Origin of the sequence: Nostoc sp. 106C (assembly GCF_002154725.1) — a bacterium.
In the GTDB taxonomy this organism is placed as follows: Bacteria; Cyanobacteriota; Cyanobacteriia; order Cyanobacteriales; family Nostocaceae; genus Aulosira.
Genome location: NZ_MTAW01000111.1, coordinates 1 through 16,226 on the forward strand (window position 1 = coordinate 1; position 16,226 = coordinate 16,226).

Consider the following 16,226-nt stretch of genomic DNA (forward strand, 5'->3'; position numbering starts at 1 on the left):
TTGTTACCTCGGTAGATACATTCTCCGTATTTACTTATCTTCACATAGTTTGGTTCTTTCGTGCCTACTTACTTAACATAGTTTAAAACTAATGAACTGTTATTGATTACAAAGGTCTGGATCAACAATGGATAGAGATATTTCATGTATACGAGGATCTTTGGCGATCGCTAAAGCACATGCTGGTGTGCGACCATGAAGAGAACAAGGTTCAAGAGTTACATATATCTCCAAGCAATTAAACGTTTGACCTTGAATCTGGTTAAGCGCATCAGCCTCAGCATTATATTTCCCCGCTGCACGCGTAGATCATTGTGTAACTATCTCATCACCATCTACAATTACACAACCTACTGGCTGCTTTGAGCTAAAGCAGCCAGTAGAAATATTTATACTGGCAACTAAATTGAATAAGACAAAGGGAAAGACTTTGCATCCTTGGGCTTCACATACACCCGTTGTTCCGGTTCTAACTGCAATTCTTTATAGCGATCGCGTGTTAAATGCGCCATCACTACTTGCCCTTCATCTAAATTTAATTCAACTTGAATTTCCCAACCCAAATGTATGACTCGGCTAACCGTAGCAGGTGCAGTAGCGCCATTAGCAGATATCTCCACAATTACATCTTGTGGGCGTAAAAATACTTCTGGATGTGGGATATCTAACCCGCTGCTTTTGAAAATCCTTGAAGAACTAGGCAATACATTAACTGGACCAATAAAACTCATGACAAAGGAACTGGCGGGATGGTCATAAATTTGTTCTGGAGTTCCTACTTGTTCCACACACCCTTTATTCATTACAACTATTTCGTCAGAAACTTCCATTGCCTCTTCTTGGTCATGGGTGACGAAAACAGTAGTAACATGAACTTCATCATGAAGGCGGCGTAACCATGCCCGTAAATCTTTGCGAACTTTTGCGTCAAGTGCACCAAAGGGTTCATCGAGCAACAATACCTCTGGTTCGACTGCTAGCGCTCTAGCTAAAGCTACCCGTTGTCTTTGTCCACCAGACAGTTGTGATGGATAGCGATCGCCTAGCCCATTTAATTGCACTAGTTCTAACAATTGTTCTACCCGTGCCTGAATTCTCTTTGCTGGGGCTTTGCGAATTTCTAAACCAAAAGCAATATTCTGCCGTACAGTTCTATGCTTAAATAGTGCATAGTGCTGAAACACAAACCCAATGTTCCGCTCTTGCACGCTTTGATAGGTGGCATCGTTCCCAGTCAAAAAGATTTTGCCACTATCTGGTAACTCCAAGCCGGATATTAATCGTAGCAGCGTGGATTTTCCAGATCCCGATGGACCCAGCAAGGCAACAAGAGAACCACTCTTTATCTCCAAACTTACCCGATCAACAGCTTTGAAACTACCAAATTGTTTGGATACATTCTCGACTAATATGCCCACTGCTGTTTTCCCCTGCCAATAATCTACGAATAATTGCTAGGATTACCGTATTACATATATACCATAAGTGTATTGCTTTTGGACTAGTTAAATTAAAAAGATTTAGTTACCCACAGCTACCACAGTCAAGGAAGCTACAATCAGCACCACTACAATCCAGAGAACTACAATCAACAGCGCTACAATCCAGGACACTACAATCAGGAGTCATGCTGACAAGTTCAGCGCAATTGCAGCTGACATCAGCACAATCAATGCAGTCGGTACTGTCACCACTGCTAAATGAAGATTTTTTAGTAGTGTTACCTAGCACTTTTTTTGGTGAATGCAGATTTGGTTCTTCCTCATCTTCTGTTGGTTCTGAGTTCTCGGCTTGTGACCTTAAAATCCGGTTGGCTTGCTTGCAAGCTTGAAATCGCCTACGACACTTGGTAAGTAATGCCTTAAATCCATCATCAGCTATTACCCGCTTAATGTATTGAGAGCAAGAGTCACCGCCATATAACATTCGGTGAGCGCAAACAAAGCCTTTGTGTGGAGAAATGTGTTTTTGATATCCAGTAATCGCAAAAATACTGGCTTTTCTGCCTATAGAATCTAATAGTGAAATTTCCATTTATAAATATTTACTAATCTGGGATAGGAGTTCTAAACCTCGTCCATTTTGAAACCTGGAGTAGCGCGGGCATCTTTCCCGCTACGAACAGCAGGGAGCAAGATGCTCCCACTACTTTTAAAACTATGGTTCTCAAAATAGATGTGGTTTAGTTACCTTGCCTGAGTATGCCCAGAAATTCATTCTTGAGTACCAACCTTAAAACTCTCACGGTATTGTTTTTGGTTAAACTTTACACATATTCGACTGAAATATGAGTGATTTTGCTTAATTTTATTTATTGGTCAGTGAGCAGTGGCAAAAACAAATGAAAAATATATTATTCGTATCAAAATATTAAGGAATATTGCATTTCAGTCAAAACTCGAAGCAAGAGCGAGAAATGAGCCAAAAGTCCGTGGTACGATGCTTTCGGTCAATGTCAAGATTGGGAGAAAACCTTTGACACTACGGGTTGCTGTTGTTGGTTCGGGCCCAGCTGGTTCATCTGCCGCTGAAACACTGGCAAAAGCTGGGATTGAAACCTACCTAATTGAGCGGAAGCTGGATAATGCCAAGCCCTGCGGGGGTGCAATTCCCCTGTGTATGGTGAGTGAATTTGACCTACCACCAGAAATTATCGATCGCCGGGTGCGAAAGATGAAAATGATATCACCCTCCAATCGGGAAGTTGATATCAATCTGATAAATGAAGAAGAATATATAGGAATGTGCCGCCGCGAGGTTTTGGATGGTTTCCTCCGGAATCGTGCGGCAAAACTGGGCGCAACTTTAATTAATGCCACCGTTCATAAACTTGATATACCCACCAATAATACTGACCCCTATACCATCCATTATGTAGACCATACAGAAGGGGGCGCACAGGGTATTGCCAAAACTTTGAAAGTGGATTTAGTAATTGGGGCAGATGGGGCAAATTCCCGGATTGCTAAGGAAATTGATGCCGGGGATTACAATTATGCGATCGCTTTCCAAGAGCGTATTCGTCTCCCCGAAGACAAAATGGCTTACTACAACGACCTTGCCGAAATGTATGTCGGTAATGACGTTTCTACTGACTTCTATGCTTGGGTATTCCCCAAATATGACCACGTAGCTGTGGGTACTGGCACAATGCAGGTTAACAAAGCCAGCATTAAACAGTTACAAGCTGGTATTCGCGCCCGTGCAACTGAGAAGTTAGCAGGCGGACAAATTATCAAAGTAGAAGCACACCCCATCCCCGAACATCCCCGTCCTCGCCGCGTTGTCGGTAGAGTCGCTTTGGTAGGAGATGCGGCTGGCTACGTTACTAAGTCCTCTGGTGAAGGTATTTACTTTGCGGCTAAATCTGGGCGGATGTGTGCCGAAACAATTGTGGAACTATCCAACAGTGGCAAATCAATCCCCACAGAAGGCGACCTCAAAGTATATCTGAAGCGCTGGGATAGAAAATACGGACTTACTTATAAGGTGTTGGACATTCTGCAAACTGTATTTTATCGTTCCGATGCTACCCGCGAGGCGTTTGTAGAGATGTGTGCTGACATGGATGTTCAAAAGCTCACATTTGATAGCTATCTGTATAAGACAGTTGTCCCTGCCAACCCGATTACTCAGCTGAAAATTACTGCCAAGACCATTGGTAGCCTCATTCGTGGTAACGCCTTAGCTCCTTAAGAGTTGTTGGCGATATCTAGCGACAAGCCCTACCCTACCTCTGCGGGAAGCTACCCTCCGGGCGTTTACAACCTGGGAAACTCATTAACGCACTGCCTGCCTCACCGCTTTGCGTCTACGCACCTTTGAATCACAGCAGAGGAGAAGGGGAGCAAAAAATTCAAATTTTCAAGGTGTAACTTGGAATTTTGAATTGATTTGCCCCTCCGCTTCTCTGCAATATTTCAACTTTATCTGTAATTTAAAGAGATTTTATTTTGACTGTAAATGAGAATTCAGCGAGCAAAAGTGGCTTTTTGCAAATGCTTTTCCCCTATAAATAATTTTTTTACGTAGAAACATTGTAAAAAATTTGGATTTTTTTTTACGCGTATTTGAGCTTTTTACCTAAAAAATACCAACCTTATGTAAAGACTTTATGAAGAGAAGGATAACTTCTTGGCTTATGTCCGTATATTTACTAAGGTATACAAGTTCCCTTGTTAAAGATATCAGAGAGGAGTTGAAACCTAACTATGAAACTCAGTTTGGTTTTTGCCACTGCTCTATCTAGTTGTTCGATGATTGCCTTCACAGCATTTGGGTTTTCTGGTCAAGCCCAAGCTTTTACCATTGCAGGTAGAGCAGATGGTGTATGGGTAAACCCGATTCCAGACAGCAAAAATAAATTTTGCTCAAATAGCAATACCAATTGCCAATTCGTTCAAGGTGTGGGAAACAATTTATTTAGCTGGGGTGAGCCTGCGCAGAACACACCTCCCAATAGACCAAATCAACTTACATTTATTGGAAATTCCTTCTTAGCAGATGTTGGCTCGTGGTTTAAGTTAGGCAGTTTAAATTACTTCAACGGCATAATCTACGACGATACAAACATACAGTATGTAACTTTGAATATTAGTTTATCTTTGGATGATAACAATCAAGTTAGTAAACTATTACCAATATCTTTTTACTTAGAAAATACAACGAACCAAATAAAAGACAATCTTAAAGATCCGCGAAACGCAGACAGCGTTTACATAAATACAACATCAGCTAGAACCAGTTTCAAATTGAATCAAAATTCATATATATTTCAGATATCTGGTTTTAGTCCATTGTTATCTTCTTCTCAGACAAGCATTAGTGCTAATGAAGGAGAATTTCAGGATGCTGCCATTTATGCCAGGTTTATTAAGCCTAATGGCGTTGACAACATTCCACCAAGAAAAGATGTTCCAGAAGCATCAACTATTGCTGCTTCATTTCTAGGAGTAGCCTACCTAATTTATCGCAAAAAGTTCTCCAAATTAACAGCTAAATTTTCATGTAAATAGGTAGCTATCATCAACTGCTTACACCAAGTTGCATGAATAACAGACAAGAAAATTTAAATTTTCTCTTCTACTTCTGCCATTTATAGGAAGTTTGTACCTAGGTTTGGCTTTAGGTGGGCTTGAAAGCAAACGGCTGTTTTAGCTGTTCTCTGTATTTAGGTAATAACAAGGTGATTGATTTAACTCCAGAATACGGTTAAAATAGAGCAAAGTGGTTAAGTAGGAATTTATTGTCTAATCAGTTTCACAAACCTTGCCTCTGAAAGCCAAAATGAAAGTGTAAAGACCAAGATTGGATTGCATTGTGGAGGGTTTGGTAATTTTTCTGCTAGTCTGATACGAAGAGGTAAGCGACTAAAGTTGAGTAGCAAACAGTTCTACGAACCTTTATATATCTAAGTTCTAATATTACTGGTTCTCTTTGTAACTTATAAACAAGCATAAACTTACTTAGAGAAGGCTACCCAAATCAGGTAGAGATCGAGTTACGATCTTGTCACACTTCTTTGTTTGAAAAGTTCTAAATCCAGAATTTTCTGGCTAAAATAGTATATCTGTTCTACTCAGACTCCAAACCCAAACAATCCTTAAATCCATATATTTAGAGGCAGGAATGGCTATCAATACCGATACTTCTGGCAAGCAAAAAGCGCTGAATATTGTACTCAACCAAATTGAGCGCAGCTTTGGTAAGGGAGCAATCATGCGCCTGGGTGATGCTACTCGGATGAGGGTAGAGACAATTTCCACCGGAGCACTCACCTTGGATTTAGCATTGGGTGGAGGTTTACCCAAGGGGCGGGTGATTGAGATTTATGGCCCGGAAAGTTCCGGTAAAACAACAGTAGCACTACACGCGATCGCTGAAGTGCAAAGAGAAGGTGGTATTGCTGCCTTTGTTGACGCTGAACACGCCCTTGACCCCACCTATGCTGCGGCATTAGGTGTAGATATTGAAAACCTCCTAGTTTCTCAACCCGATACAGGAGAAGCCGCTTTAGAAATTGTCGATCAGTTAGTTCGCTCTGCTGCTGTTGATATTGTAGTTATTGACTCAGTAGCAGCACTGGTTCCTAGAGCCGAAATAGAAGGTGATATGGGTGACGCTCATGTTGGTCTTCAAGCTCGGTTAATGAGCCAAGCTTTGCGTAAGATTACTGGTAACATTGGTAAATCTGGTTGCACTGTAATTTTTATTAACCAATTGCGGCAAAAAATCGGTGTTACCTATGGCAGCCCAGAAACCACAACTGGTGGTAATGCCTTAAAATTTTACGCTTCGGTGCGCTTAGATATTCGCCGAATTCAAACTTTGAAAAAAGGTACAGATGAGTTTGGTAACCGCGTTAAGGTGAAGGTGGCAAAAAATAAAGTAGCACCTCCTTTTAGAATTGCAGAATTTGACATTATTTTTGGCAAAGGAGTTTCTACTTTAGGTTGTCTTGTTGACCTAGCTGAGGAAACAGGCATCCTCATCCGTAAAGGTGCTTGGTATAGCTACAATGGCGATAATATTTCTCAAGGTCGGGACAATGCCATCAAATACCTAGAAGAAAAGCCAGAATTTGCTGCACAAATTAAACAGTTGGTACGTGAAAAGTTAGATAAAGGAGCCGTTGTTTCTGCTAACTCTGTAACAAAGGTCAGCGATGAAGACGAAGAAGAAGCTGATTTAGAAGAAGAGGAATAAAAGTACAAAATATGGGATATATAGCAAAATTTGCTGTATACCCCATGCATACTAATATAATGAGTTCGTAGCCCTGACTACGAACTCATTTTTCATTAAATTTACAGATTATCAGTCTGGGGTCTACTAAAAAAGCGATCTAAAATTTCAGACTTTTCTTCTGTACTAAAGTTGCTGTGGCGATATTTAAAGTTATCGATTAAGTCTGAGTCTCTAATAATATGTAAAGTATCATTTAGGCTCTCAGTTCTATATTTATGTTGCTCGCTGGTTGGATTAAATATATTTATTGAATGCTCATCTCTGCCAGGCACAAGCTGCATAAGTAACTCTATAGCTACAGTCGGCAAAGTGCGGCAGGTATGATTAACAAAAAAATCAAAAGTTATTATACCGAGCCGGATGCGATCGCCATCATTAAGTTTAGTCGGCTGGTAGACTGGTTCACCATTAATAAAAGAACCATTAGTACTGTTAAAGTCAATCAAATAGAAACCTTTTTGCTCAATATACTGAATAGCAGCGTGGCGATCGGATAGATATTTATCGGCAATATGGATGCCATTGCTGTCATCCTTACCTATAGTCCAGATTTGCTGTGGCTGTTGTAGACTTTGGGTTTTGTTATCGTACAGATTAGTCATCACATAAACAGTAGAACCATCTATTACACCCTGTACATAACTCGAATTTACTCCTATCAATGATGCCTGAGCTAGGTTTTCTAGTTGGAGGATGTCATTTAGAAGGCTGCTATGTTGTTCATATAACTTGAGGAATACTTGAAATAAACTTAATCGCCGTTGTAGTTCCTTCCCTTGTAACTCAGCCATCATAGATGAGCCTTTTACTGGCAAAAAATGTGATTTGCTGATTTCGGTCATTAATATCTCGTCTCAGCCTACTATCAGGAATAATTTACTTGCCGCTACTACTTAATAAACAAGCAGCTTAACGAGGATTAAGCTCTTTACCTTTTAGGCAAAAGCTTTTAAGTATTAGCAACCATAAATGTCATCAAAAGTTTTGATAAAAAATTATTGTGACGGTTTATTTTTTATTGTAAAGTATGATTTTTAATTTGTAACAGATAAAGAATATTAAGAATTTAATATAGAACTGTTAGAATAGCAAAAATAACGGTATAGCTGTGCCATATCGTTGCTGCAAAATTTAATATCGGCAATTGTGCATCTAGCAAAGTATAACTGCCACGCCATCATTCCTATAGTTTTATTACAGCGATTTTAGCTGCAAGTATTCAATATACTCGTCTTCAACAGTCTAAAGAGCGCTGCGATCGCTAAAAGAATATTTGATGTTGAATTGCAAATTTTCAATTGACTTAAATCGAAAAATCCCAAATGTCAATTAGCGAATTACAACAAGCCTCTTTTACCATTAGGGCGCACCGTCATCCAATTTGTCTTTGCTAGTAACAACTGCTCATCGGTAATTTTGGCACCAGTGAGAATAGCGCCACAAAGATTAGCTCCTCTAAGATTAGCATTGCTGAGATAAGCATGGCTAAGGTCAGCACCTCGCAGATCCGCTCCTTCCAAATCAGCATTACTAAAGTAAGCCTTGCTCAGGTTAGCATCCCTAAGATTAGCCTCAGTTAAGCTAGCTCTGCCAAAGTCACTTTCGTAGAGATTAGCTCCCTGAAGGTTAGTTTTCTGCAATTGAGCAGAATGGAAATTTGTCCCTGATAAATCAGCACCTTGCAGGTTTAACATACTCAAATTGTGTAGGGCAAAATCTCGTCTTCCCTTAAGATAGGCAGTTAATAAACCTTGGGTGTTTAATTTACGTACAATCTTAGAATTCTGATTTTGTGAGCCATTACTGTTGTTGCTCTCCAAAACGGTTGGTTTTGCCATCAAAACCCCTGGGCGCATTCCTCCTGGATGCAATCCCACGCTTTCAGCAGCCTTAGCTCGTCTAGCTCGAATTGCTGCTGCTACCTGTGCTACTCCTGCACTAGTAGAATTAGCAGGGGAACCCTCGCACAAAACAGCAGAATTTGCTATCTGGTTATTTGTCTGTTCTTTAACACCCACATCGCCTTTTATCAGCAGTCCCTTAGCCAAACTATCCAGGTAAGGTTCCATTTCCAGCCCTCTAAGTACTTCTTGGGCTGACTTGTAACGATTGCGTACTGATACCTCTAACATTTTCCGCAGTACACTTGTTAAGTGCTCACTCACTTGTACAAGCGGCTCCCAGATCATTTCACCCGTTGAAGGATTGTATTCTAAATCTTTAGGAGTCTTACCAGTCAATAAATAAATACATGTTACCCCTAAGGCGTAGATATCACTGGCGTAGACTGGACGCATTGCCATTTGCTCTGGAGGTGCAAAACCTGGAGTCCCAATCGCATATGCAGTTAATGCTGTTTGCTCAGATTGTCCAGGTATAGCTTGGGCGACTTGGTTTTTGACTGCACCAAAGTCGATTAGCACCATTCGCGCATCTTGAGTGCGGCGAATCAAGTTAGCTGGCTTGATATCACGATGAATCACCTTTTGCTCGTGGATATATTGCAGCAATGGCAAGATTTCGCTTAAGAACTGTTTGACTCCAGCTTCTGTAAAGTTACCGTTACGTTGAATTTCTTGTTGCAGGGTAGCACCGCTAATATATTCTTGAACCAAGTAGAATTGCTGTTGATCTTCAAAGTAGTCTAGTAGTCTTGGCAATTGAGGATGATTACCAATTTTACCTAGAGTTTTGGCTTCTCGCTCAAAGAGTTCTCGCGCCATCTGCAAAACGTGTGGGGCGGTTACTGAGGGACGCAACTGCTTGATCACGCAACTTGGCTCTCCAGGTAAGCCTTGATCGTGGGCTAAAAAGGTTGCACCAAAGCCACCTTGGCCTAGTGGTTTGAGTACTTGATAGCGATCGCTCAAAAGGAGTTGCGAGCCACAAGACTGACACCTTTGGCTATGTGCCAAATTTTCTGGATGGGGACAGGTAGGATTTAAGCAGTAGCTCATGCACTGTTAACTCGCTGCACGAATAATGATGAGTAGCTTTACACTACTCACCTCATTATTGTGATCTAAAATCAACTTGTGCCAGGTAATTTTTGCTGGAAAACCTTTGAAGAGTTTCTAAAGTTTGGATTGGGCTTGTCTAAAATACTCGTAAATTCACTGTCATTAGTTGTACTTAAATTTTATAAGTAGTTTCTTAACTGTTTTTTAATTGCACTGTAACTATTAATACTACTTGTTGTAAAAAATAGTTTAAACGTAATTAAACGGCAGATGTTTGCATATTTTAAGTAATTTAGCATTTTTTTGCTGAGTTTGATCCTAAATAGCTGAGACTTAGGAAAAATCGTGGCTACTGCTCAAAATCACCAACTCCATCTGTTTGTGAGTGCGGTTATTGACAAGCTGTTGAAATTACGCGCCAGGTATTAGCTATCAAGTTTGCTCAATTTGCTCTACTGCTTGCACAGCACCGTTAATATAAAATGGCACAGATGAATTTTTTTCTGTTTCTACTTGGTCTAGGAGTAGATTAATAGTTGTGTGGATGCGTACTAGCTGGTTTTCAGATAGGGCATTCCCAATATTTTGCACCCAATTACTTTTGGTGGCTCTTCTTTCTTGGCGATCGTATAGTCGCTCTAAAGGCAAAGCTACTAAAGGTACACTTACAGCAGCACACTCGTAAACTGTGTTGTAACCAGCCCCTCCCACTACAATATCCGCCGCTGCTAGACATTCAATTCCTGGATGGTGAGACACCCACAAAGCCTGTGGAAATTCTCTCGGACAAGTAGGAGCTAAAATTCTGACTGCACAATCAGGAAAATTTTGCTGTAGCCATAGCGCTAATTCAGCGAAGAAAAACAATTCGGATGTTTTCCCCGCTGCACAAACCAGAATAGTTTTTACAGATTGATCAACTTTGAGAATACGCGATCGCGTGGTCACTCTATCCGGTAACTCCCAACAGTTGCGAATTAACCAGGGTGCTGTATGCTGCACCATAGATAAATCACAAAATGGTAAATCTTCGCCTTCGCCAGGAACAATCACTTTATCAAAATTTTCGATGATAAAAGACCGTAATTTTTTGGCTGCTACATAGCGTGGGTTAATATCCCGATGAATCAAAATTTGTGGGATGTGATGTAATTTGGGTAAAATATCTGCTAACTCACCCCCCAAGCCTCTGGGGAAGGTATCGATAATTAAGCGATCGTAGGAAGTTTTATACAATATTTCCCTGACTTGTAAACAAGTTTCTGAAACTCCTGTATTCTCAGGAATGAGGTAGATAAAACACCCTTCGTTATCTATTTGCTGTGCATAGGGACTATTGGTAATAATTTTCACTTTTCTTTGAATTGCGGCTATTCTTCCCAAAGATAAAGCGCGAGTCAGATGTCCCCAACCTCCACCCAAAGCATAAATTAACCAAGTCTTAGTCAAGATTCGGTGACTTCTCTCCGATTAAAGATTAAAAAACTAGATTCTTAAGTTTGAATTATTTCAGCTTGCACCCATATTACGTTCAAAATCAGCATCTCTTTCATTCTCTAAACTTACAGAATCGGCGTCTGTAAAGTCTACATTTCCAGTCTCCGGATCGTAGGAGTAACGATCGCGGTCATCATAATAATCGCTGCCCCATCCAGAGCGATAATGACCGTAGTCGGAGTAAAAGGCGTAGTCATCTTCGTAGGTTTGGTCGCAGTAGGGACAGTCTGTTCTATCGGTACGCCCACAGCGACGTTTAAACAGGAAACCTACTTGGCGATCGCACTCCCATCTAGTAGCTGTAAAGTTTACCACAATTTCACAAGCACCAATTTCGATGCGATCGCCATCTTGGAGGGTACCACCAGTTACCTGTACGCCGTTAATTTTGATGCCATTATTACTATTTTGGTCAGTAATAATTAATTCTTGGTTTTGCCAGGCTATTAAAGCATGGTAGTCTGCAATTAAATCATCCGCGATCGCAACTCTAGAAACTCGTTGTTCATCTATTTGCTGTGGCATTTCTTGAAAAATTCGCCCAATAGCTACAGGAGTTTCTAATAATGGTTCTCGTCGCTCTTCTGTATTTGGATCTATCCAACTTAGCTTAATCTGCAAAGTTTATTTTCCTCCTGTTAAATTTACAGCATAAGCTAGACCTGCTTGCTGTTCGCGAGTGAGAACATCAAAGCCAAAGCAGGTAAATGCAATTGGTGATAACTGAGATTTTGTTGAAAAAATAGTTTTTGATGGTGCTTTTCTTAAAGAAGTTTTACCATTTTTAACTTTTACTTGGTAAACTAAATTTTTTTCTGGTGTTTGTATATCAAAACCGTCATTGCGTGCCTGAATGCGGTAAATTTCTTTTTTAGCCGCATCTTCTAACTTATACTCCCCATCATTTTGTCTTCTCAGAATATATAAATCTTGGCTTTGATTAGCATCTTTTAGTTTCCAATCGCTTTTTTCGCTTACTACATAACCTAATACTTTTTCTGCTGCATTCTTTATTTTAATTTTTCCCGATTTCTCTGCTTTAATTCTGGCTAATTCCTGATTCTTGCCATCAACTAATTTCGCTCCATCAGCTTCCGGCTTCATCGCAAATAATTCCGCGCCACCCTCAGTTTTAAATTGAATTTTATCCTGATTAGCAGCTATATTATTAACCGCAGGTAGAGTTTGAAAACTACTGTTATTAGATACATCATTTCCAGATTTACCACTACCACAGCTAACAATAGTAGCGATTAAAAATATTGCTAGCAAACTTCTAAAAATTCCTAATTTCATAATTTTAATTATTTAGAAAGCACTTTTGCTAAATTTAATACTTGATAAAGGCTGAGAAACATCATCATAATTGTTTCATATATATGTTTGCCATTATCTGCTACCTGTGGAGCCATTCTCACACTTAGATGCACAGCCTTTTCTGTCAGTTTTATATTCCTCATATGAACTAAGTAAGGCAGCTTTATCGCACTGCTGACTTCATTTTGCAAAATTTTGATTGCTCCATAACGTCGTTGCGGATAATTCAAACTTAAAACTACATCTAATCCTATATCAGTAGTTTTTGTTTTATACTTACTTTTACCGCTACTACGTTTCCAACCATATTGAGTTTTAGAACCCTCAGTAGCAGTTAATAAAAAGCGAGTTTTATCCAACAGATGTCCTGTTAATATCAACCATTCATTTTGATATTTATCTATTTTCCAGTCGCGCTTAGTTGGATGAGGTAGAGTTTCTGCTATATTTTCTTTAATTTTTGTGGGCTTAAAAGATAGTTGGATTTCAAGTTCGCTTGCTGCATCCATATCTCGCGCTAGCATCTCCACAAGCCGCTGAGCTACTATATAGCGGTAATTAATAATATTTAACTTCCGAAGTTTGAATTTTTTAAAAAATTCATAAATTATCGCAAATAACAAGATAATAATGGCTAAAAATAGCGCCAGTATTACTAAAGAGACTGCGGGAAACTTATCTACTAAAAACAACAACATAAAACCTAATATAAAGCAGCCAATTACTCCATAAAAATAATGTAGCGCTCGTTTAGCATATTTACTTTGCTGTAGCTCTGCCAATTGGTCTGTTCCAGCTAATTCCTGCAAATCAGCAATGACAGTATTAACATTTGCTTTTGCTGTATAAATTAAATTTTTTCTGAATTTGAGAACATTAATCGGCATTTACTTAAAACTCCATCAATGCATTAAACAATGTTTTTATAATTTTTATTAATTTTATTGATAAAATATATAGTAATTTGAATTCAATCGTAAAACTATTTTTATTCCTTTATACTCTTCGGGTTTTGCTTCGCAGTAGGAGCCTTTTGCGTTTATACGTTTAGTTACTAAAATGTATTTTTTAGAACTCAATATAATTACTATATATTAGCAATATATACAATTTGGCTGTCAGTATACCAAACATAAAATTACGTGTCAAAGAAATTTATATACATTAATGAACCAATCAAAAATCGCTTATATTGCTTTTGATACTGTTCCTGCACCGAAAGGTGCAGCAATTCATATTGCCGCTTTTTCTATTGCTTTAGCAGCAGCGTTTGATAATATTCAGTTAGTAACAGTTTCTCCAAAAGCAACAAGACTAGATTTCTATGAAATTTATCCGCAAGTTATACAGACAACATTACCAGCCATAGGTGATACCTTAATTCAAAGAGTTTTATATTTTCGCCGTTTACTCATGACATGGTTGCAAGGACGGCGATTTGAGGTAATACAGATTCGTTCGATTTACGAAGGCTTTCTAATCGCCCTCAATAAACAAAAATATTGCGATCGCCTAATTTTTGAAGTGAACGGTTTACCTTCAATAGAGTTAAAATATCGCTATCCTGCCGTTGCTGAAGATCGGGAACTACTACATAAATTACATTGCCAAGAGCAAATTTGTCTAAAAGCAGCCGATTTAATTGTCACCCCCAGCAGTATCACAGGTGAATATTTACAAAATCGAGGTATAGATGCAAATAAAATTCGCGTGATTCCTAATGGAGTGGATTTAAATATATTTACCTCTTATTTAAAGATTAAAGATTACCAGACTCATCCTTTTGCATTAGAGAATTCGCTTAACCCACAAAAGATATTACAGATAATATATTTTGGTACGCTTTCATCTTGGCAAGGTGTCAATCTGGCGGTTGAGGCGTTGGCATTGATCAACCGAGAATTTCCTGCTTGTCTAACGCTAATTGGGCAGGCTAGAGACTATCAAATTAAAGCAATAAAGCAGCTAGCCCTCAAGCTAGGAGTAGCAGATAAGCTCAATCTTCTATCAGCAATGTCACAAACACAATTGCTTGAACATATCCACACCTGTGATTTGATTTTGGCACCGCTAACGCCCAACGATCGCAACTTAGTTCAAGGTTGTTGTCCCTTGAAGATTTTAGAAGGGATGGCAACAGGAATACCTGTAATTGCTAGTGATTTGCCAGTAGTTAGGGAATTAGGAGAAGACGGAGTACATTTTTTATTAGTCAAGCCAGGTTCAGCGAAGTCGATTAAAGATGCTGTGTTACATTTGCAAAATGATCCAAAATTAGCAACGCAACTGGCGGTAAATGCCCGTCAGCGGATTGAGGAGTATTATACTTGGCAACGTGCAGGCGAAGCTTTGACTAATGTTTATACGGAATTGGGAATCAAAAGGTCAATTAAAGTTTGAAGTTGCAGTTTTTCCTGAGTTAGGGAATATTCAGTTAAAATGCGATCGCGTGCAGCTTGGACAATTTGATTTTTTTCTTCTATTGTCATTGTCAAACATTCCAAAACCGCTTCACCCAGCTTATGCAGATGAGAACGCGGCAGCACAAAGCCATTTTTACCATGTATAATCACCTCCGGAATGCCACCTGCATCGCTGGCGATACAGCAACAACCACAAGCCATCGCTTCTAATAACGCATTCGGCATACCTTCCCAGAGTGAAGGTTGGAGATAAACATCACACAGTCGCAAGTATTCAGCTACAGCTTCAGGGTTAGGTAAATGCCCTGTAATAATTATCCTCTGGGCATTTTCTGGTTGATGAGTTTTGTATAATTGCAGCACCGAATCCTGAGATGTCCGTACCTCACCAATAATTAACAAGCAAGCAGGACGTACTTGACGAACTGTTGTTAAAGCATTCAACAAAAACTGCTGCCCTTTTTTTTCTCGCAATTCTCCACAAAATCCTAATACAACCTCATCTGAGGCAATTCCTAAAGTCTCTTTACTAATGCCTCCCCTCCTTGCTTGAGGGTTGTGCGGAGAAAATATTTCTGTATCAACCACATTCTTCAGCACCAATACGTCCTCTCGTCCACTCAGTAGCTGAATTTTGCGAGACATATCAGCACTTACTGCCGTAATCGCCTTAGCGTGTTGCAGTGTCCATTGCAAACGGGCAAAATCTCCTGGTGGAAACATTTCGCGGTCAATATCATTACCACGGGCACTAACTGTGCTTGCCAATCCGTTAAGTGCCGCAAACCAGGTAGCTAAAAAACCACTAGGAAACAAATAATGCCCCCATACAGCATCATAAGCATGAGAGGAGTGTAACCAGTCCAAAACATTCAAGGTATAGGGCATCGTCATGTCCCAGTGACGGTATAGCCCTATTCGATAGACACGAGTATTTGCTTCTCCAGTTTCAGGTGGCAAGACTTCACCAGGTTGTAGGAAACGACTCCAAGTAACAACATCAATTTTTATACCCAGTTGCGAGAGTGTCCCCACCAGCCGTGTTGCACTCCTAGCCAAACCTCCCAAATCTGGCGCAAATCTTTCCGTAATTAAAAGAAGACGTGTCATAAAAGGGAACTGAGGATTGAGGGCAAAACAAAAATAACTAATGACTCTTGACTCATTCAAAGAAAAATATAAGTCAATACAGTTCAGTTAAGAAAATTCATTGACAACAAAGCTCGCAAATAATTACTAAACAAAAAACCGAACAATTATTTTGGAGGGGGCTTGGGGGACG

General features: G+C 39.6%; 13 protein-coding genes. 4 read left to right on the top strand and 9 right to left on the bottom strand.

Annotated elements, in window-relative coordinates; genetic code table 11:
* Positions 1–401: 401 nt before the first annotated feature.
* Both BV375_RS15170 and yidD read right to left on the bottom strand, forming a co-directional pair.
* Complete coding sequence (locus BV375_RS15170; RefSeq protein ID WP_086761854.1) at positions 402–1,418, bottom strand: sulfate/molybdate ABC transporter ATP-binding protein; 1,017 nt, start codon at positions 1,416–1,418, stop codon at positions 402–404.
* 106 nt (positions 1,419–1,524) lie between these two features.
* A complete protein-coding gene (gene yidD, locus BV375_RS15175; protein ID WP_086761856.1) occupies positions 1,525–2,034 on the bottom strand; it encodes a membrane protein insertion efficiency factor YidD in 510 nt (169 codons plus the stop codon).
* A gap of 441 nt (positions 2,035–2,475) precedes the next feature.
* Here yidD and chlP point away from each other — a divergent pair, with 441 nt between their 5' ends.
* The 3 genes from chlP (at position 2,476) to recA (ending at position 6,705) form a co-directional block, all read left to right on the top strand.
* Positions 2,476–3,696 carry a geranylgeranyl reductase gene (gene chlP / locus BV375_RS15180; RefSeq protein ID WP_339376808.1) on the top strand — a complete coding sequence of 407 codons (1,221 nt, stop codon included), beginning with the start codon at positions 2,476–2,478 and terminating at the stop codon, positions 3,694–3,696.
* Positions 3,697–4,211: 515 nt separating this feature from the next.
* Positions 4,212–5,015 carry a choice-of-anchor K domain-containing protein gene (locus BV375_RS15185; protein WP_086761860.1) on the top strand — a complete coding sequence of 268 codons (804 nt, stop codon included), beginning with the start codon at positions 4,212–4,214 and terminating at the stop codon, positions 5,013–5,015.
* A 613-nt stretch (positions 5,016–5,628) separates the two neighbouring features.
* The gene (gene recA / locus BV375_RS15190; protein WP_086761862.1) at positions 5,629–6,705 is read left to right on the top strand and encodes a recombinase RecA; all 1,077 of its coding nucleotides are present in this window, start codon (positions 5,629–5,631) and stop codon (positions 6,703–6,705) included.
* A 101-nt stretch (positions 6,706–6,806) separates the two neighbouring features.
* Here recA and BV375_RS15195 read toward each other — a convergent pair whose 3' ends face one another.
* The 6 genes from BV375_RS15195 to BV375_RS15220 all read right to left on the bottom strand — a co-directional run bounded on the left by BV375_RS15195 (position 6,807) and on the right by BV375_RS15220 (position 13,408).
* Entirely contained in the window at positions 6,807–7,589 is a 783-nt protein-coding gene (locus tag BV375_RS15195; protein WP_208099128.1) for an FHA domain-containing protein, read from the bottom strand.
* 495 nt (positions 7,590–8,084) lie between these two features.
* On the bottom strand, positions 8,085–9,704 hold the full coding sequence (locus BV375_RS15200) for a serine/threonine-protein kinase (protein ID WP_086761864.1): 1,620 nt from the start codon (positions 9,702–9,704) through the stop codon (positions 8,085–8,087).
* A gap of 435 nt (positions 9,705–10,139) precedes the next feature.
* On the bottom strand, positions 10,140–11,156 hold the full coding sequence (locus BV375_RS15205; RefSeq protein WP_086761866.1) for a UDP-N-acetylglucosamine--LPS N-acetylglucosamine transferase: 1,017 nt from the start codon (positions 11,154–11,156) through the stop codon (positions 10,140–10,142).
* 60 nt (positions 11,157–11,216) lie between these two features.
* Positions 11,217–11,825, bottom strand: a complete 609-nt coding sequence (locus BV375_RS15210; protein WP_086761868.1) for an FHA domain-containing protein — start codon at positions 11,823–11,825, stop codon at positions 11,217–11,219.
* Between the two features lie 3 nt (positions 11,826–11,828).
* Positions 11,829–12,500: a hypothetical protein gene (locus tag BV375_RS15215; RefSeq protein WP_086761870.1), complete on the bottom strand. Its 672-nt coding sequence runs from the start codon at positions 12,498–12,500 to the stop codon at positions 11,829–11,831.
* A gap of 8 nt (positions 12,501–12,508) precedes the next feature.
* On the bottom strand, positions 12,509–13,408 hold the full coding sequence (locus BV375_RS15220) for a hypothetical protein (protein WP_086761872.1): 900 nt from the start codon (positions 13,406–13,408) through the stop codon (positions 12,509–12,511).
* A gap of 280 nt (positions 13,409–13,688) precedes the next feature.
* Between BV375_RS15220 and BV375_RS15225 the strand changes: the two genes are divergently transcribed.
* Positions 13,689–14,921 carry a glycosyltransferase family 4 protein gene (locus tag BV375_RS15225; protein WP_086761874.1) on the top strand — a complete coding sequence of 411 codons (1,233 nt, stop codon included), beginning with the start codon at positions 13,689–13,691 and terminating at the stop codon, positions 14,919–14,921.
* Here the strand turns inward: BV375_RS15225 and BV375_RS15230 are convergent.
* Positions 14,882–16,054, bottom strand: a complete 1,173-nt coding sequence (locus tag BV375_RS15230; protein ID WP_086761876.1) for a glycosyltransferase — start codon at positions 16,052–16,054, stop codon at positions 14,882–14,884. The genes BV375_RS15225 and BV375_RS15230 overlap by 40 nt on opposite strands.
* Positions 16,055–16,226: the final 172 nt, after the last annotated feature.